We start from the raw sequence: 15,965 nt of genomic DNA on the forward strand, positions 1-15,965 counted from the left end.
GCTGCCTCAAACGCGCCGTCGCCCGCGAGATCTACCAACTCCTGACCCACCGAACGACACCCCAACCCGCCCTTGACGAAACATAGGAGCATCACAGGTTCGCCTCACGTGAACCGCGGTGACATTGGTCGGGTGAGGGGGATGCAGATACAGCGAGTGCCCTGGCAGACGTTGCATCTGCCAGGGCACTCGGTGGTGCGCCCGAAGGGATTCGAACCCCTAACCTCTTGAAATACTCGAATCGTTGCCACTACTCCGCCTGTTCCAATATTCGCAGTTCAAAGCGATATTCGTGGCCGGTTTTTCCAGCCAGAACGCCTCACTACCGTCCGTTTCGGGGTGGTAAAGGGGTGGCGCGGCCGCCGTTACGGCCAGGACCGAGCTTGGCGGTCAGTCAGTGGTGCTGTCCGACTTGGACCCCGGCCCCATCCACATAGTCTTGATCACGCCCAAGACGGGGATCGACATGAAGCACGCTCCGGCGACGACATTCCCAATCGCAAAGAACACGATTGAGGCGATGGTGAAGATCAGCAGAAAAGCGGTCGCAGAGGACCGATCTGACTTGGCTTGGTCGATCTCGGCTTCCGCCAGCTTGTCAAGACGGGCGGATTTATCAACGGTCTGCACTTCGGCCATCCGAAAGATGCGCTCGGGCGCATCGGGGACCAGCTTCTGGTATTCGACCATATCGGCGTGATGGGCCAGCGGGCCTGACCACGAAAGTTCTGAGGAGAATCTCTCAGCTAATACCTCGAGCTGCTCGATTACCTGCTCTGTGTCCGGAGCTGAGTCGCCAGGACGTGCAGGCTCTCGCCGATTTGCTTCGATGTCGCCTCGTACCGGCGCTGGCGATCGTTGTCCGACTTCTCCATCTTTATCCGCATTGAGCGGACTCGTCTGGTCGGAGATGTCGTCAACCTGTCCAGGCCGCGCTGCACCGACCGGACGGGATTCCGGCTCGGGGTGGGTCGCTGGCGAATGGTTGTCATGACTCAACGCTACCTCGATACGTAAGTTCTGTCAGTTGGTGGGTCTGTAAGGTACCCCAACTGACCTGCACAGAGTGGCGCATCTTCCAGACTTGCAGCGGAGCGCGTGGAATATCTGGCAAAGCTGCCGCTGTACACGATTCTGAGCGACGTTCTCGGCGTTTGGGTAGGTCGGTGCACCCTTTCAACCGTGGTACTCATTCGTTACAACCGAATCATCTGTGACGGACAGTCGGTCAATGATGCTGGTTACCGAGGATCGGTTGTCGGCGGTAGATCGGGCGGTGCGTAGGGGCGTGCCGGTCGGTACCCGCCATAGGTGCCGCGCTCGTCGTCGGCAAGCCACTGGGCATTCTGTATCCGGGCGCGTGCCGCGAGGAGCGATGCCTTCCCGCGTGCCTGACGGCGAGCGACAGTGCGGCGCCACAACAACGTGGAGATGAGGAAGTAGCTGGCAATCGCGACGGCGATCAAAGCGACGAGCACCAACAGTGTTGTCATGACGGCCTTCCTCGGACGACTCGGGTCGAGTGTCTAAGTCTGACACGAGGGCTCGAACTCGGTGCCGCTTACGGGGATCAGGTGAAGGTCAGGGTGCAGCATCGTCGGCGGCCACGGGTCCGTCGCACCCGTCGACGACCGGGCGGGGCGACACCGAACAACACCTCACGGCGCACGTCCACCCCCGACGCAATCAGATCCAGCGCTCCCCCAGGGATCGGTAGGCCTCACCACCAGCTCGGGCGGCACCGACGACGGCGTTCCTGCCTGGCCGCCTCACTGGTGAACCGTGGTGCATTCTCCGCAGCCCAGACCGCGCGGCGGCGTTTCCACGCCATCCACTCAGCGCGGATCTGTTCCCACCGAGCCACATCGTCATGCCACCCACGATCGAATCCCAACACCCAATCGGGCCACTCGCTCGGCGGCACATCACCACCACGAGGGACACGGGCACCGGGGCCGGCCACCCGCGCCATCAGGCTCCACCAGCCTTGTCCCAGCGGCGGCGAGCGGCACGAACATGACGTTGCGACTTCGGCCGTTCCGTCCCCTCAGGATTCAGACGTCCGATCAGATCGACCACCAGACGGTCGAGCGCACGGATCTCCGCTGACAACTTCACCGTCACCGCGGGCCGGGGCTCGTCGGCCCTCAGCTCGGAATCGAGCAACTTCCTCAGCTTCTCCGCACGATCGACTGTCTCCCCCGCACGCTCGAGGATCGCCTCTTCCGACTCGGTCCACACCAAATGTGTGCCGAGTTCCGTCCCAGCACGGTGCAGGTTTTCGGTCTGACCATCGACGAGCCGTTTACCGGCCGCGGTCCTCGGTCTACGCATGTCGTGGTGTCCTTCCTGGTGGTTTCCCGTTGCAGTGCAGCGAGCCTGAGCGGCTATGCCCTCCGTGCGAACTCACCCCGGGGGGAGGGGTGGTGCCCCTGGGGGTGGGTTCGTCGGAGCCGGGCGGGCTGTGTGGGGTGGGTCGAGGCGGTGAGGGTGGGGTAACCGCGGTAGTGATGACCGTGGTTGCGGTGGTGGGGGTGCCGACGGCACGCAGGGAAAGGAATCGAAAGCTGCGTGCCGTCGGCGGTCTCGCTGGGGCTGGTTCTGGGTCCGGCCTCCCGGCGAGAGGTGTGGGGTGGCATCAGAAGATGCGGATGGCCGCACGTCGGGCTCGTTCACGAGCGGTCTCGGCGGCTTCGAAGTCGGTGTGGTGGTGGGCGGCCTGGTATCGGGTGTTCGGGTCGTCGTGGGTGCGCGCCAGGTTGATGGGTGTGCCTATGCGTGCCGCCGCGTGCCAGATGGAGGGGTCTCGTTGGAGGGTGAGTCTTGCTCCTGTGCTGTCGACGAGCTGTTGGTACTGCTGTCCTGTCCACGAGTGCGTTCGGAAGTACGGTTCTGCGTAGTGATCGAAGCGCCGATTGTGGGGTGTGTTCAGGTCGAGGAGAAGGTTGTGTGCTTGCGCGAGTTTCTGTGTGAGGATCTGTCGTTCTGCTCGGAGGATGGTGGAGGTGGCGGGGTCCTCGGCTCCGAGGATGTCGGAATGCTTGTCCTCGTAGATGGTCTGTAACTGGTCGAGCATGGCGGGTGCGTCGGCGACGATTGCTTGTGCGACGCGGGCGGCGGCGGTGAAGCGGTGCCGGCTGATGATGGGTGCGGCGTGTTCGGTGATGTGTTGGCCGATGATGTGTTCGCGGATTCGGTGGGCGTAGTTGTCGGTGCGGGGATCGGTGTCGAGTGGTGGGGGTGCGAGTTCTCGGGTGGTGCGGTCGAGGGCTTCTCGGGTGGTGCGGTGTGTGTCGAGGGCGGTGAGGGTACCGGGTTCGGGGGTGATGCCTACTGCGGCGAGGGTGGGTAGTGCGTCGAGTGCTTTTGTGTCCCAGGGCCGTTGGGTGATGAGTTCGAAGCTTCGGGTGATGCGGGTGAGTTCGTCGAGGGGGTTGGCGGTCTTCACTGGGGTTGTCTCCTGGTGTCAGTGGGTGTTGCGGAGGCTGCGGTACTCGGTGACGAGGGCGGGGTCGAATGTCCAGCACCCGGCGAACTTGCGGCCTTCGAGGGTTCGGGCGAGGCGTTGAACCGTGCGGGGTGTGACGCCGAGGAGTTCGGCGGCTTCGCTGACGGTGATGCGGTCATGCTCTGATGTTGCGTATCGTGGTGTTGGTGCGTCGTCGTTGTGTCGTTGTTGCGACACAGCGTGTTTCAGTGTGGCGACGAGTTCGGTCATGCCGCCTGGGATGGGTTGGTGGCGTTCGGTGAGTATGCGTGTTGTGGCCGCAGTGGCGAGGTATGCGAGGTCGAGGGCGCGGCCTTGGAGGAGGACCGCTCTTCCGAGGCGTTGCACTGGTGGTGTGCTCATCGCTTCTCCGTCAGGTCCTCGGCAGCAATCTTGGCGAGCTTGCCACGCATCGAGGGCATGCCGGGTGCGACCTGCTCGAGGACGTGCAAGCTCGGGTCGAGGATGTCTGCAACGACATGGCGCAGTGCTCCGGCCGCGACGCAGCCGAACGCATCCACACCGACGCGGTTGATCCACTTCTCGGAGAGGGCGTCGAGGGCGTCGTGGTCATGGCAGGCTGCGGCCATCTCGTTGCCGAGTTGGATCGCCTGCATCTGAACCTGGTCGATGTTCATCATCGCAATGGGCGAGCCGTTGTCGTCGACGATGAGGGCGTTCTCGGGGATCTGGTTGGTCATTGCTTCTCCTGGGGTCGGTGGGTTTCTACGAAGTCGACGATGCGGTCGGCTAAGACCAGAGCCTCGGTGTAGTCGAGTCCTAGTTCGGTGCCGGCGACGAGCAGGCGCACCGGGTGGTCGGTGGCGGGGTGGTGATGCAGGCGCACGAGACGACGGCGTTGGGCTATGAGCTTCATGCGGTCGCCGCCTTTCGTGGTCTGCCGGGGTTCCCGGCTGGGTTGCGGATGCGTCCGGCCCACAGTCCGGTGGCTTGGTGTTCGAGGGCGGCTGTCGCGCAAGCAATCCGCACCGGGCACGTGTGGCAGACCTCAGCGGCTTTCGTGAGGCGTACGTGGCGTTGGGCATCGGATTCGCCGTCGAGCTGGTCATCGAACAGTGGGGCACGGCCCGCGCACGAGGCACCTGTGAGTCGCACGTCAACAAGGGCTTCGAGGGTGGACACTCGGGACGGCCAACGGCCTTGGCCGGGGTTGCCTCGGGAGGCACCTGCTTTGCGGCCGGTCACTGGGCACCTCCGACGCGCTTTCCCGAGCCGAGCCACTGCCCCGGCTTGCGGCCCGGAGTGTGGACTTCTGGCGCGGTTGGAGAGTCAGAAACGGGCGTCTTTGACTGTTTCCCGGCGCTATGGTGTCCGAAGCCGTCCGAAGGCGTACTTATATGGTCTGAGCTGCTGTTATCGTGGGACGCCTTTGTTTCTACGGACACCTTCAAGGCGTCCGACGTTTCCAAGGCGTCCGTAGCTTTTTGCTGGTCAGAGCCATTTAGACGCCTCTGGACACCTTCGGACGGGTTAGCGGCCGGAACGTAGCGTTCGAACGCATCTTGGAAGTCGATCAGTCGGTATCCGCGTTCGGTTTTCGCGGAGTTGTGGCCGGTCTTAATTCCGTACTCGCGGAGTCGGTGGCCGAGCCTCGAGGGATTCAATTCGAACTGTTTCCACGGCGACTCTTCGACTTGCTGGAGCTGATTACAGAGCGCGTCCGACTTGAGGAATGACGCGTGCAGGGAAGCGAAGACATCGCGGATATCTGCGAGCAGCCGAACATTCAGCGACGACGCTTCCTCGTCCTCTTCGGCCTCGGCAACCAGTGCAGCCGCGGCTTGGCGGGCCAGCGCGGGCCAGCGCCCACCCGCCATGTCCGCCACCGTGACAAGCGGTTCCCACACGTCGGCGGCACGGTCTTCGATACCAAGATCGGCGGGCTCGAATCCCGTTGCCTTGTCGATCACTTGCGCGGCCCATTCCGAAAGGCTCTGTCGAAGATCCTCGAGCGCGGGCCGGTCGCGACGCGTGCGAAACGGCTGCACGGTCTCGGACGGCTTGCGGCGGCGCATTACCACGACGATTGCTCGGTCTTCGATAGTGTCGGGCATCTTCCCGATACCGGCGAGCGCGGCCATGCAGAACGTTTCGAACTCCGTAGGCATGTGGTGCGGTCCGACCGTGCGACCGAACGGAAGTCCGCGCTGGAATCCGGCATTGAGCAGGCCGCGCAACTCTTCGTTCTGCTCTGCCCGCACCTTCGTGCCGAAGATCGTGTCCGCTTCGTCGAGCATGAGCGTCGGCGGCGGATCGGCGTCGAGACTGCGAAAGATGTACGACACGGTGGCATTGACCGCGCGGAGCGGTTCGAACACCAGCGCGTCGAGGACCTCTAGCAGTCGGGACTTTCCGGATCGCTTCTCCGCTGACCGCAGCACCAGACGAGGCGCATATTCGAACGCTGTCGTCATGTGGGTTGCGGCCAACCACAATGTGACTGCCACGAGGGCATGGTCGGACGGGAGTATGCAGTAGCGGCTGATTGCAGCACGGATGTCGTCGAGCAGTTCGTCACCCTTGATCTTCACGCGGAAACCTCCCCGCGCAGGACCCGCAACCGGTCGGCGTGCTTGACGATGGCGGTACCGATCGACCGAACCAGCGGAACAAGATCATGCTCGGGTGCGACAGATGCGCCTTCGACCAACGCCTTGCCTGCCGATTCGAAACGGCGGCGGAGGGATGCCGCGACAACCGCAGCCGCAAGCTGGCGGACGGCGAGAGGTTCGCTTCCGGCCGTGGTGGCGTCCAACAGGGCCTTTCGTGCTGGTTCGGTGAGCTTCCCGAGTCGTCCGAGGTGGTCGGCGATGGCGACCGGGCCGTGGTCGTGCCCCTGGTGTGCCAGGTGACTGATCGCCTCGAGGCAGGCGGCCGCGCCGGTCTCGTCGAGGTCGAGTGTGTGCACTTGTTCGAGAATTGTTGTCGTGTTGATGTTTTCGGTGTAGACGAGCGCACCGAGGAGTGCGATTTCGGGTGTCGGGGTGGGTCCGATGGGCTGGATCATGCTGCATCGCCTCCCGCCGAACGCTTGGAGCAGACGGGCCCACGATGCCGTTTTACGGACTGCGCGGCGACGAGCCAGGTTCCGCAGACGTCGCATTGGACGGCGAGGCGGAACGTTCCTCCGCGTAGGGCGGCCATGAGTAGGCGATCGGCGGGGTCGACGACTGTTTCGTCGAAGTGTTGGTCTTGCTTCTTCGATACCATCTAGGGGTATCCCTTTCGGTGAGGGCCCCGGGGCCGGGCCTCTGGCAAAAGAAGCCGGCCCCGGGACGTTCGTAAGATTTCGTTGCACCGGGCCCTTACGAACACGCATCAGTTGTGGCGAGACCACCCCCGGAAGTCACAGATCAGCCACAGAGCCGATTGGGTGCCGAGCAGGACGACGAGGACCACCTCGAGACCGCTCACAGTCCCTCCCTGACCTCAGCCTCGGCGCGTACGCGGGCCTCGTCGCGGTGCAGCTCCCGGCGCTTATCCAGTTGGTTAAGCGCGTCGAGGATCTCGCCAGCGAGAGCGCGGGCCTGATCTTCCTGCAGGTGCATGTATGCCGCCCCGGTCTGCACCACCACGACGTCATCGAAATGAGGGGACGTGCGGGCGGTGACTCCGGGGATCATGCGCCCACCTCGGCGCGGCGGTTGACGACGGTGTTCGTGGTGAGATACCGGAGCAGCTCGAGGCTGATTCCCCCGGCGTACGCCTCGGTCAGAATCTCGCGCTCGAACACCGCGAGGTCGTCCCAGTCGGGGCCTATGTGATCGGCGAGAGTGTCGGTTACGGTGGACACAGAACTTGCTCCTTCTTCGGTGATCGGGTTGGTTCGGCCCTCGTCGCCCGTGGTTGCAGCCACGGGGTTTACGGCGGGGGCTTCTTGCTGTTCAAGGCGGTCGGCGTCGGCCTCGTAGATCGCGGCCAGGTGCTCGTCTCCGAATCGTCGGGCCGCTGCCGCACCTCGACGCAGCTCGTCGGGGGTTACGTCGAACATCAGGCAGCACCGCCAACACCGAGCAGCGCGCGCAGTGGCGCTGTTGGCACGATGTAGCGGCTGCCTGCCCGGATTACGGGCACCGGAAATTCGTTCTTCCGTGCCAGTTCGTACGCGGTGGACACGCCAAGGCCCATGATTCGAGCCGCGGTTCTGAGGTCGGTGGCTACGCCCAGTTTGTCGAGTTCGGTCTGGTTCATTTCATCTCCATGTCGCGATGTCATCAATATTCTGCCTGTTTGCTGCACTGACGACCATAACAGCACAGAGTCGAGAATTCTGCAAGCTATGCGTATTCTGATGAAATGGCGACATGGGATGAAAACACTACGGCCCGAATCGGCGAAGCAGTCAAGGCTGCGAGATCAGCGCGTGGATGGTCAGCAAAGGCATTGGCTGACCGCACCGCTCAACTCGGACATGCAGTCGGTCGAGCGACGATCTCAGAATTGGAGACGGGTAGGCGTCGAAACATTGCTGTTGCAGAGCTACTCATCCTTGGCGCCGCACTGGAGGTGCCTCCGCTTCAACTGCTCTACCCCGATCTTCCCGAAGGGCGGGTGGACGTGTGGCCCGGCCGCGAGGTCACCAGCCACGAAGCCGTGGAGTGGGTCGCAGGCAAGCACGATCCCAAGTACCTCGACGATCAAGTCGGGTGGGTATGGCGTCGACCAGGAGACGGTCCACTCGCCGAGACTTGGACGTGGTTGGCGGCGCGGGATGTTGTCGACGCCGCACGGCGCGGCGCGGAGGAAGCCGCCGAACGACTCGCAGAGGAACAAGAGATCGCAAGCAAGTCGGGAAGTCCGCAGTGGGGCGACGAGACGGCGGAAGCGAAGCTGAGCTATGAAGTCGCAGGCAGCCTGTTGGCTGAGGCACAACAGGTTCTGCACGATGTCGAGGCTCGGTTGAAACGGGCCACGGGCGATGCCTAGACAGCCACTCCCCCTGGGCACCTGGGGAAGAGTCACCCGGCAAGAGGTAGAACCCGGCCGGTGGCGCGCACGCGCAAAATACCGCGATCTCGACGGCGTGACCCGACGCTTCGAACGGTTCGCGACCACTGGGCCGAAAGCTGAGGCGGCACTCACCACCTACTTGCGGGACAGGCGCAGGCAGATGGGCGGCGACACCCTCACCCCCGACTCGACGGTCGAGGAGTTGCTCACCGACTGGTTGGCGCATGCCGACGATGGGAGCCGACGCCCACAGACGATCGGCGACTACCGTTCTGCTGTCGAGGGGCATATCAGCAAGGGCATCGGTTCGGTTCGTATCCGTGAGGCCACGGTCGGAACGCTCGATCGGTATCTGCGCGGCATCGAGGGCGACGGGATCCGCAAGCGGGTCAGAACCGTTCTGATGCTTGCGTTTGCGTATGCGGCGCGTCTGGACTTGGTCGAGGTCAACCCGGTTCGGGATACGTCCACAGTTCGTGCACGGTCGAATGGCGTCGAGGTTCCGACCATCGAGGACGTTCACCGGTACCGAGCTGCCATCGAGGAGTGGTGTGGCGGCAACCGGATGGGTCCGCGTCGCGGCGCTGGGCTGCTCGAGGTAGTCGACGTGGTTCTCGGGACCGGGCTACGCCCCGGTGAAGTCCTGGCTCTGCGACTGGTCGATGTCGACCTCGAGGGGGCACGGCTCACGGTGGCCGGCACCGTGGTCGGCAATCAGAGGCAACCGACACCGAAGACTCGGAAGGGTCACCGGACCGTGAAGTTGCCCGCGTTCGTTGTCGACGCGCTAGGGCGACGCTTGGACGATCCCGTTGTCGAGTTGACCGGGCTGGTATTTCCGTCGGGGACTGGAACGGTGCGGAGCCGAGCCAATCTGGACCGCCAACTTCGAGAGGCGAGGCCCGCAGACCTCGAGCACATCACATTGCGTGCGTTGCGACGGTTGGCAGCGACCACGGTGGACCACGCACTCGGGGTTGAAGCCGCGTCGAGGCAACTCGGACACTCCGGGACCGCTGTCACCGAACGGCACTACATCGACCGGCCGGACGTGGGCCCAGAGGTCGCGGACGTGCTCGGGACGCTGGCACCACGAATAGGGGTGGTTACGGGGTGAAGCACGAAAAAGCCCCAGGCCTTCCAGCCGTCAAAAACAGTGGATAACCTGGGGCTTTGAGTGCGCCCGAAGGGATTCGAACCCCTAACCTCTTGATCCGTAGTCAAGTGCTCTATCCGTTGAGCTACGGGCGCGAGTCTTCAATTTTGTGCCGGCCAACTATCACCGGTGTGGCGGAGGCGAGAGGATTTGAACCTCCGGTCCCTCGCAAAAGGGACAACTCATTAGCAGTGAGTCCCATTCGGCCGCTCTGGCACGCCTCCCTGGGGTGGTTCCGATCCCTTCGGACCGCCGAGCGGAAAGATTACACACCTTTTCACCACAAAGGCAAAACGTGTGGTCACAGGGTTAACGGAGGTTGTCAGCGCAGGTTACTGTCGAACCAGTCGAAGATTCTTCGTTGGGCGTCCAGGATGGCTTCGGCGAGTGGGTCGTCTTCGGCGTTGGGAACCTCTGGCGGTTCGTCGGCGCGATGCGCGAAACCCTCGTAGCTGACAACGAGAGCCGCAACCTGAGCCTTGCCCGCCGCCTCACGGAGCTGTTCTACATGATCGAGTGGTATCGACGGATCGTCTTCTCCGTACAGACCCAACCACGGCACCTGCAGTGCCGGGGCCGCGTTGACGAGCGCGGTGGCATCGTCCGCTATCGGTTCGAGGATGCCGGGTGCGGCGACACTGACGGCCGCTCCGATACGCCGCGTAGTGGCGACCAGGAAGGCCGCGGTGCCCGCGTCGTCGAACCCGAGAACTCCGATGCAGTCCTCATACACGCCGCGACCGACGAGCCAGTCGAAAGTGGCGTCGAAGTCGGAGAACAGATGGTCTCCGAAGACCTCGGCGCAGCTGTGCGCGGGTTCGCGATGGAACAGGTGCGGTGCGACTGCGACCCAACCTTCCATCGCCAGCGACTTCATCAGTTCGAGAAACTGCTCGGTGAACTCGCGAGACTCGTGAAGAACCACAATGCCGCCGCGGGCCGGTCCGTCCGGCTCGACCGCGGTGAGAGGGACACGTCCAGGAGCGTCCGAAGACCCCCCGACCACGCGCAATTGCGCGCTGTCCTCGAAGATTCCCGACATACAACCACCTTGGCACGGACGGGCCGCCGACGCATCACCTCACGGAGCGCATAATCGCATCGTGACCACTCGGACTCGGACAGACCTCGACTCGATTCCCGCCTACGTTCCGGGCAAGAACTTTCCCGGTGCCATCAAGCTCGCCAGCAACGAGACGACTTCCTCTCCGCTGCCCGGCGTGCAGGACGCGATCGCGGCGGCGGTCACGTCCGCGAACCGGTACCCGGACAACGGTGCGACTGCCCTGATCGACGCCTTGGCGGCTTCGCTGAACGTTCCGCGGGAGAACATCGCCACCGGTTGCGGTTCGGTCAGCCTGTGCCAGGAGCTGACCCATGCGACGTGCAAGGACGGCGATGAGGTCGTCTACGCGTGGCGTTCGTTCGAGGCCTACCCGGTGGTGACGAAGGTGGCCGGCGCCGTACCGGTACAGGTGCCCCTGACCGCGGACTACGGTCACGACCTCGACGCCATGCTCGCGGCGATCACCGATCGCACTCGGTTGGTGTTCGTGTGCAACCCCAACAACCCGACCGGCCGTTCATTGGGACGAGCCGAACTCGAGCGTTTCCTCGACGCAGTTCCGGACCACGTCGTGGTTGCCCTGGACGAGGCGTACTTCGAGTACAACCGGACCGACGCGGACGGCATCACCCTCCTGCCGGGGCGTCCCAATGTGGTGGTACTCCGCACCTTCTCGAAGGCATACGGACTCGCCGGAATCCGGGTGGGTTACGCAGTGGCCGACCCGTCCATCATCACCGCGCTGGGCAAGGTGCACATCCCGTTCAGCGTCAACACGCTCGCTCAGGTGGCGGCGATCGCCTCCCTCGAGGCCAGCGACGAACTACTTGCTCGGACGGACGGCGTCATCGCCGAACGCGAACGGGTACGTGATGCTCTGATCGCCGCCGGTTACGACGTCCCGCAGACGGCCGCGAACTTCGTGTACCTGCCGCTCGAGGAACGATCCGGGGCCTTCGGAGCAGCCAGCGCGGAAGCGGGCGTTCTGGTGCGTCCCTACGGGGACGACGGCGTGCGCGTCACCATCGGCGACGCACACGAGAACGATGCTTTCCTCGCCTTCGCCACCAAAGACGAAGCGCGGACCCTGGCAGGTGCCAAGCTCCGCGCTTGATCGGATCGCCGAAGTGAGGCGATGGGGCTACAGCCCCAGCGACCTCTTCAGCACCGGCCATGCAGCCTTCAGCTCGTCCTGCCAGTACGGCCATGAGTGCGTGCCCCAGTTGTGGTAGGTGAACGTGGCCGGGATCTGCAGCTCGTCGAGACGCTTCTGGAAGGTCTGCGTGCAGAGGTACGCAGCGGCCTCGAGAGGACCACCGACAGCGATGGCCGACGCGAGATCGCCGCCGGCGGACCGCTCGTGCGGGCCGGGCAGACCGTTGCCGGTGGAGATGTAGATGTCCTTGCCGCGCAACTGCTCGGCGTGACGGGTGGGGTCGTGCTCGTTCCACGCCGGGTCAGAGTCCGGCCCCCACATGTTCAACACGTCGCCACCCTTGTAAGCAACTGTGCCGCGCACCGACTCACGTGAACTCGGCTGGGTGTTGTCGAGGCAACCGCTGAACGCCGCAAGCCCCTGATACATGTTCGGATGGCGGGTGATCAGGTTGCCCGCACCCATCGCACCCATCGAGACGCCGGCAATCGAGTTGGTGCCGTTGCCGTTGAACTTGGAATCGATGATCGGAGGCAGTTCCTGCGTGAGGAACGTTTCCCACTGGTTGATGCCGAGCACGGGGTCGGGCCGGTTCCAGTTCGTGTAGTACGAACCCATCCCGCCGACGGGAAGCACGACGTTGACGTTCTTGCCGGAGAAGAAGTCGACGATGTCCGTCTTCTGCGTCCAGGTGCTCTCGGTGTAGTTGGACTCTTCACCCGCACTGACACCGTCGAGCATGTACAGCGAGGGCCTGGAACCTCCACCGGCCGGGTGAAGAACCTGAACCTGAATGACCCGCTGCATCGCAGGCGATTCGATGAACACGGCACTGCGCGTCGGAGTCAGTTCGTCTACCCGCTCGACCTTCACCGAATCGATGGTGGGGCCAGGCGTAGGCGCGGGATCGGCATTCGCCGTGAGGCCGCCTCCCAAGAGGGACAGCGTCAACGCCGTCCCGACAGCAGCCAATACACGACGACGCATTCAGATCCTCTTCCCCGAGTGTGATGAACAGCAATTGCACAGTACGAATGAGCCCTGGTCAACCCAACACCACAACTTTGTGACTCGTGGGTAACCCCGTCTGGTCTCATTCGGCGCGAACGCGGTGATTCCACAGGCTTACCCGTCGAACGAATCGAGCCCCGCCTGCACGGTCGTCCGTTCAGGTGGGGCTCGATTCTGGCGGAAGCGGAGGGATTTGAACCCCCGGTGGTTTTACCCACGCTCGCTTTCAAGGCGAGTGCATTCGGCCGCTCTGCCACGCTTCCGTGGGCGATCCTATCGGTAGGACACCCCTTCTCGACAACCGGTCAGCGGCTGCCGATTGCCCTGTCCACGCGTTCGAAGACCTCGGCGAGGACCTTCAACTGCGTCTTGGTGAGCAGATCGACCAGGTTCCGGCGAACTCCGGCGACATGTGTGGGTGCCGCCGTCGCGAGGCGGCGCCGACCCTCGTCGGTGATGACGGCGAGAACCCCGCGACCGTCCTCGACGCACGTGTCCCGGGTGACCATTTTCTCATTCTCCATGCGACGAATCTGGTGCGTGAGTCGGCTCCGCGACGACAACACCCCGTCCGCCAGATCGCTCATACGCAGCGATCCGTCCGGCGATTCCGACAAGAGCACGAGAATTCGGTAATCCGCCAAGGACAGATCGTGGAAATCCTGTAGATCACGGTTGAGCACCTCCATCAACCGCTGGTTGCCGTCCATGTACCCCCGCCAGGCACGCTGCTCCGCGGGCGTGAGCCAGTTCGGCTCCACATTCGCGTCCGTTCGATCCGTTGTCACACGCAACATTCTAGGGGTGCGGCCGGATTTCAGAGTGCGGGAAGGTGATCTCACAACATCGACGCAACCGAGTGAGCCTTCGATAACGTCGACGACATGTACGCCATCGCGATCGACTCCACCGAATCCCACACGCTGAGCTGGTCCGAGCACCCCGATCCGGTGATCGAGCCGGGACACGTGATCGTCGACGTCGCGGCGGCCGGCATCAACCGCGCAGATCTGCTGCAGCGCCGTGGCCTCTATCCACCGCCCCCGGGCGCGAGCGAGGTTCTCGGTCTGGAGTGCTCGGGCATCGTGGCCGAGGTCGCGGAGGATGTCACGGACTGGGCCGTGGGCGACAAGGTGTGTGCTCTGCTCTCGGGCGGCGGCTACGCGGAGAAGGTTCTGGTTCCGGCCTCCCAACTGCTCCCTTTGCCCGAAGGCGTGGACCTGATGGCCGCGGCCGCGCTCCCCGAGGTCGCGTGCACGGTGTGGTCGAACCTCGTCATGGGCGCGGGTCTGCACCGCGGACACGTGCTGTTGGTCCACGGGGGCGGCAGCGGAATCGGCACTCACGCCATCCAGGTCGGAAAGGCACTCGGCGCGACGGTCGCCGTCACCGCGGGCTACGAGAACAAGCTCGCCAGGTGCCGTGAACTCGGCGCGGACATCACCATCGACTACCGCTCCACCGATTTCGTCGAGGAACTGAAAAAGGCCACGGACGGTCACGGCGCAGACATCGTCCTGGACAACATGGGCGCCGCCTACCTCGATCGGAACATCGACGTTCTCGCCGCGGACGGTCAGCTCGTGGTGATCGGCATGCAGGGCGGCGTCAAGGCCGAACTCGATCTCGGAAAGATGATCGGCAAGCGCGCCCACGTCACCGCGGCCGGTCTACGCAGCCGACCCCCCGTCGGCACCGCCGGCAAGGCGAGCATCGTCGCGGACGTTCGAGCGAAACTGTGGCCGCTCGTCGCGGAGGGCGCGGTGGCCCCGGTCATACACGCGGAGCTGCCCATCACCGAAGCGGCGCGCGGACACGAACGACTCGACTCTTCCGACACCGTCGGCAAGGTGATTCTGACGATTCCCCGCCGCTGACTCCGCCGCCGGGTGAACCGATTCAGCCCAACGACGAGAGCTCGGCCGCGAGCTGATCTATCTCGTAACGGGTCGTGTACGGCGCCAAGCCGACTGTGACCGCGCCGCCCTCGTCGTTGACACCGAGAGCGTCGAGGAGCCGGGACCCGCCGTGCGTTCCGCTGACCGTGGCGATGCGCTTGTCGGCGAGATGCGTGGCGACCTTGTCGGCAGGAACCCCGTCGACGGTGAAGCTGACCGTGGGAACCCGGCTCGGCGACCGCCCGATCACCATGACCTGCGGCAACCTCTGCAGGTGCGCGACGAGCCGTTCGAAGAGGGAGTCGTGATAGTTCTGCAGCGAGCTGATCGACGTCTCGAGCTTCTCGCGCCGATCACCTTTGGCCGAGTCGTCGAGACCGGCCAGGAAGTCGATGGACGTGGTGAGGCCGGCAAGCATCGCGAACTGGTGCTCGCCCACTTCGAGTCGCTCCGCGCCGCGTGCGTACGGGTTCAACGACACTGCCGGGATGCGGTCGAGCAGCGTCGGGTCACGGAACACCAGTGCGCCTACCTGTGGGCCTCCCCACGCCGTGGCACTCACCGCGACGACGTCCGCGCCGAGTTCCTCGATGTCAACGTGCGCGTAAGGCGCGGCACCCTTCGCATCGACGACGATGAGTCCGCCCACTTCGTGCACACGGTCTGCGGCGGCACGCACGTCCGGCGCCGAGCCCACGATGGGAGACGCTGCCGTCAGCGCGACGAGCCGGGTGGTGCTGGTGATCAGATCCTGAAACTGCCAGGCCGGAAGCTCACAGGTCTCGATTTCGACCTCGGCCCACTTGACCTGGGCGCCGTATCGATTGGCCACCCGCAACCACGGGGCGACGTTCGCTTCCTCGTCCAGCCGTGACAACACGAGCCCTGTCCCGAGCCCGAGCCTGGTGCTGAGCGACTCGGCGAGCCAGGCGAGAAGGATCGCACGATCTGCGCCCAGAACGACGCCCGCGGGATCACCTCCGACGAGATCGGCAACCGCGATGCGAGCAGCGTCGAGAACTGCGGCGCTGCGCCTGTTGGACACGTGCCGTCCGGTGGCCGACGAGGCGGAAGCCCGGAACGCCGTGGAGACACTGCGCGAGACCGCATCGGGAATCTGCATCCCCGCTTGCGGGTCCAAATGAATCCAACCGTCGCCTAGTGAGGGGATCAGTCCCCGAACGCGGGCAACGTCGTAAACCATGACCGACACTCTAGGA

At 64.1% G+C, this 15,965-nt stretch carries 21 protein-coding genes and 3 tRNA genes; 4 read left to right on the forward strand and 20 right to left on the reverse strand.

The window, feature by feature from the left end; all coding sequences use genetic code 11:
• Nucleotides 1-390: 390 nt before the first annotated feature.
• The 13 genes from ACFWO3_RS16290 to ACFWO3_RS16350 form a co-directional block, all read right to left on the reverse strand.
• The gene (locus tag ACFWO3_RS16290) at nt 391-999 is read right to left on the reverse strand and encodes a hypothetical protein (protein ID WP_378579534.1); all 609 of its coding nucleotides are present in this window, start codon (nt 997-999) and stop codon (nt 391-393) included.
• Nucleotides 1,000-1,241: 242 nt separating this feature from the next.
• The gene (locus ACFWO3_RS16295) at nt 1,242-1,493 is read right to left on the reverse strand and encodes a hypothetical protein (RefSeq protein ID WP_378579535.1); all 252 of its coding nucleotides are present in this window, start codon (nt 1,491-1,493) and stop codon (nt 1,242-1,244) included.
• 478 nt (nt 1,494-1,971) lie between these two features.
• A complete protein-coding gene (locus ACFWO3_RS16300; protein WP_378579536.1) occupies nt 1,972-2,334 on the reverse strand; it encodes a hypothetical protein in 363 nt (120 codons plus the stop codon).
• A gap of 304 nt (nt 2,335-2,638) precedes the next feature.
• Nucleotides 2,639-3,448 (reverse strand): hypothetical protein, encoded by an 810-nt coding sequence (locus ACFWO3_RS16305; protein WP_378579539.1) that lies wholly within the window; start codon nt 3,446-3,448, stop codon nt 2,639-2,641.
• An 18-nt stretch (nt 3,449-3,466) separates the two neighbouring features.
• Entirely contained in the window at nt 3,467-3,850 is a 384-nt protein-coding gene (locus tag ACFWO3_RS16310; protein WP_378579569.1) for a hypothetical protein, read from the reverse strand.
• Nucleotides 3,847-4,188 (reverse strand): hypothetical protein, encoded by a 342-nt coding sequence (locus ACFWO3_RS16315; protein WP_378579571.1) that lies wholly within the window; start codon nt 4,186-4,188, stop codon nt 3,847-3,849. Before ACFWO3_RS16315 ends, ACFWO3_RS16310 begins: the two co-directional genes overlap by 4 nt.
• The gene (locus ACFWO3_RS16320) at nt 4,185-4,364 is read right to left on the reverse strand and encodes a hypothetical protein (protein WP_378579573.1); all 180 of its coding nucleotides are present in this window, start codon (nt 4,362-4,364) and stop codon (nt 4,185-4,187) included. Before ACFWO3_RS16320 ends, ACFWO3_RS16315 begins: the two co-directional genes overlap by 4 nt.
• A complete protein-coding gene (locus ACFWO3_RS16325; RefSeq protein ID WP_378579575.1) occupies nt 4,361-4,729 on the reverse strand; it encodes a WhiB family transcriptional regulator in 369 nt (122 codons plus the stop codon). The genes ACFWO3_RS16320 and ACFWO3_RS16325 overlap by 4 nt, the downstream gene beginning before the upstream one ends.
• A complete protein-coding gene (locus ACFWO3_RS16330; RefSeq protein WP_378579576.1) occupies nt 4,690-5,922 on the reverse strand; it encodes a DUF3631 domain-containing protein in 1,233 nt (410 codons plus the stop codon). The genes ACFWO3_RS16325 and ACFWO3_RS16330 overlap by 40 nt, the downstream gene beginning before the upstream one ends.
• A 113-nt stretch (nt 5,923-6,035) precedes the next feature.
• Entirely contained in the window at nt 6,036-6,515 is a 480-nt protein-coding gene (locus tag ACFWO3_RS16335) for a hypothetical protein (RefSeq protein WP_378579578.1), read from the reverse strand.
• Between the two features lie 403 nt (nt 6,516-6,918).
• A complete protein-coding gene (locus ACFWO3_RS16340; RefSeq protein ID WP_378579580.1) occupies nt 6,919-7,131 on the reverse strand; it encodes a hypothetical protein in 213 nt (70 codons plus the stop codon).
• Complete coding sequence (locus ACFWO3_RS16345; RefSeq protein ID WP_378579581.1) at nt 7,128-7,499, reverse strand: hypothetical protein; 372 nt, start codon at nt 7,497-7,499, stop codon at nt 7,128-7,130. Before ACFWO3_RS16345 ends, ACFWO3_RS16340 begins: the two co-directional genes overlap by 4 nt.
• Nucleotides 7,499-7,699, reverse strand: a complete 201-nt coding sequence (locus ACFWO3_RS16350; protein WP_378579583.1) for a DNA-binding protein — start codon at nt 7,697-7,699, stop codon at nt 7,499-7,501. Before ACFWO3_RS16350 ends, ACFWO3_RS16345 begins: the two co-directional genes overlap by 1 nt.
• A gap of 105 nt (nt 7,700-7,804) precedes the next feature.
• Here ACFWO3_RS16350 and ACFWO3_RS16355 point away from each other — a divergent pair, with 105 nt between their 5' ends.
• Together ACFWO3_RS16355 and xerC are read left to right on the forward strand one after the other, a co-directional pair.
• Nucleotides 7,805-8,434, forward strand: coding sequence for a helix-turn-helix domain-containing protein (locus ACFWO3_RS16355; RefSeq protein WP_378579585.1), 630 nt, complete (start codon nt 7,805-7,807; stop codon nt 8,432-8,434).
• Nucleotides 8,435-8,531: 97 nt separating this feature from the next.
• Nucleotides 8,532-9,575, forward strand: coding sequence for a tyrosine recombinase XerC (gene xerC / locus ACFWO3_RS16360; protein ID WP_378579587.1), 1,044 nt, complete (start codon nt 8,532-8,534; stop codon nt 9,573-9,575).
• A 61-nt stretch (nt 9,576-9,636) separates the two neighbouring features.
• On the opposite strand, the gene ACFWO3_RS16365 is transcribed toward xerC, so the two are convergent.
• From ACFWO3_RS16365 to ACFWO3_RS16375, 3 genes are all read right to left on the reverse strand, one after another.
• Nucleotides 9,637-9,709 (reverse strand) — tRNA-Arg (locus ACFWO3_RS16365).
• Between the two features lie 37 nt (nt 9,710-9,746).
• Nucleotides 9,747-9,838, reverse strand: a tRNA-Ser gene (locus ACFWO3_RS16370).
• 98 nt (nt 9,839-9,936) lie between these two features.
• A complete protein-coding gene (locus ACFWO3_RS16375; protein ID WP_378579588.1) occupies nt 9,937-10,656 on the reverse strand; it encodes a dienelactone hydrolase family protein in 720 nt (239 codons plus the stop codon).
• Nucleotides 10,657-10,717: 61 nt separating this feature from the next.
• Here ACFWO3_RS16375 and hisC point away from each other — a divergent pair, with 61 nt between their 5' ends.
• Nucleotides 10,718-11,794 carry a histidinol-phosphate transaminase gene (hisC, locus tag ACFWO3_RS16380; protein ID WP_378579590.1) on the forward strand — a complete coding sequence of 359 codons (1,077 nt, stop codon included), beginning with the start codon at nt 10,718-10,720 and terminating at the stop codon, nt 11,792-11,794.
• A gap of 27 nt (nt 11,795-11,821) precedes the next feature.
• On the opposite strand, the gene ACFWO3_RS16385 is transcribed toward hisC, so the two are convergent.
• The 3 genes from ACFWO3_RS16385 to ACFWO3_RS16395 form a co-directional block, all read right to left on the reverse strand.
• A complete protein-coding gene (locus ACFWO3_RS16385) occupies nt 11,822-12,823 on the reverse strand; it encodes an alpha/beta hydrolase (RefSeq protein WP_378579592.1) in 1,002 nt (333 codons plus the stop codon).
• Nucleotides 12,824-13,022: 199 nt separating this feature from the next.
• Nucleotides 13,023-13,110: transfer RNA gene (locus tag ACFWO3_RS16390), tRNA-Ser, on the reverse strand.
• A 42-nt stretch (nt 13,111-13,152) separates the two neighbouring features.
• Complete coding sequence (locus tag ACFWO3_RS16395; protein ID WP_378579593.1) at nt 13,153-13,644, reverse strand: MarR family winged helix-turn-helix transcriptional regulator; 492 nt, start codon at nt 13,642-13,644, stop codon at nt 13,153-13,155.
• 87 nt (nt 13,645-13,731) lie between these two features.
• On the opposite strand from ACFWO3_RS16395, the gene ACFWO3_RS16400 reads away from it, so the two are divergent.
• A complete protein-coding gene (locus ACFWO3_RS16400) occupies nt 13,732-14,724 on the forward strand; it encodes an NAD(P)H-quinone oxidoreductase (RefSeq protein WP_378579594.1) in 993 nt (330 codons plus the stop codon).
• A 22-nt stretch (nt 14,725-14,746) separates the two neighbouring features.
• On the opposite strand, the gene ACFWO3_RS16405 is transcribed toward ACFWO3_RS16400, so the two are convergent.
• Nucleotides 14,747-15,949, reverse strand: a complete 1,203-nt coding sequence (locus ACFWO3_RS16405; RefSeq protein ID WP_378579596.1) for a cysteine desulfurase-like protein — start codon at nt 15,947-15,949, stop codon at nt 14,747-14,749.
• Nucleotides 15,950-15,965 lie beyond the last annotated feature (16 nt).

It is taken from the genome of Rhodococcus sp. NPDC058521 (genome assembly GCF_042719695.1).
Lineage (GTDB): Bacteria > Actinomycetota > Actinomycetes > Mycobacteriales > Mycobacteriaceae > Rhodococcus_F.

Excerpts from the sequence above, each read along its gene's own strand:
- ACFWO3_RS16295 (WP_378579535.1), bottom strand. The coding sequence starts at position 1,493 with ATGACAACACTGTTGGTGCTCGTCGCTTTGATCGCCGTCGCGATTGCC.
- ACFWO3_RS16300 (WP_378579536.1), bottom strand. The coding sequence starts at position 2,334 with ATGCGTAGACCGAGGACCGCGGCCGGTAAACGGCTCGTCGATGGTCAG.
- ACFWO3_RS16310 (WP_378579569.1), bottom strand. The coding sequence starts at position 3,850 with ATGAGCACACCACCAGTGCAACGCCTCGGAAGAGCGGTCCTCCTCCAA.
- ACFWO3_RS16315 (WP_378579571.1), bottom strand. The coding sequence starts at position 4,188 with ATGACCAACCAGATCCCCGAGAACGCCCTCATCGTCGACGACAACGGC.
- ACFWO3_RS16320 (WP_378579573.1), bottom strand. The coding sequence starts at position 4,364 with ATGAAGCTCATAGCCCAACGCCGTCGTCTCGTGCGCCTGCATCACCAC.
- ACFWO3_RS16330 (WP_378579576.1), bottom strand. The coding sequence starts at position 5,922 with ATGACGACAGCGTTCGAATATGCGCCTCGTCTGGTGCTGCGGTCAGCG.
- ACFWO3_RS16335 (WP_378579578.1), bottom strand. The coding sequence starts at position 6,515 with ATGATCCAGCCCATCGGACCCACCCCGACACCCGAAATCGCACTCCTC.
- ACFWO3_RS16340 (WP_378579580.1), bottom strand. The coding sequence starts at position 7,131 with ATGATCCCCGGAGTCACCGCCCGCACGTCCCCTCATTTCGATGACGTC.
- ACFWO3_RS16345 (WP_378579581.1), bottom strand. The coding sequence starts at position 7,499 with ATGTTCGACGTAACCCCCGACGAGCTGCGTCGAGGTGCGGCAGCGGCC.
- ACFWO3_RS16350 (WP_378579583.1), bottom strand. The coding sequence starts at position 7,699 with ATGAACCAGACCGAACTCGACAAACTGGGCGTAGCCACCGACCTCAGA.
- ACFWO3_RS16355 (WP_378579585.1), top strand. The coding sequence starts at position 7,805 with ATGGCGACATGGGATGAAAACACTACGGCCCGAATCGGCGAAGCAGTC.
- ACFWO3_RS16375 (WP_378579588.1), bottom strand. The coding sequence starts at position 10,656 with ATGTCGGGAATCTTCGAGGACAGCGCGCAATTGCGCGTGGTCGGGGGG.
- ACFWO3_RS16385 (WP_378579592.1), bottom strand. The coding sequence starts at position 12,823 with ATGCGTCGTCGTGTATTGGCTGCTGTCGGGACGGCGTTGACGCTGTCC.
- ACFWO3_RS16395 (WP_378579593.1), bottom strand. The coding sequence starts at position 13,644 with ATGTTGCGTGTGACAACGGATCGAACGGACGCGAATGTGGAGCCGAAC.
- ACFWO3_RS16400 (WP_378579594.1), top strand. The coding sequence starts at position 13,732 with ATGTACGCCATCGCGATCGACTCCACCGAATCCCACACGCTGAGCTGG.
- ACFWO3_RS16405 (WP_378579596.1), bottom strand. The coding sequence starts at position 15,949 with ATGGTTTACGACGTTGCCCGCGTTCGGGGACTGATCCCCTCACTAGGC.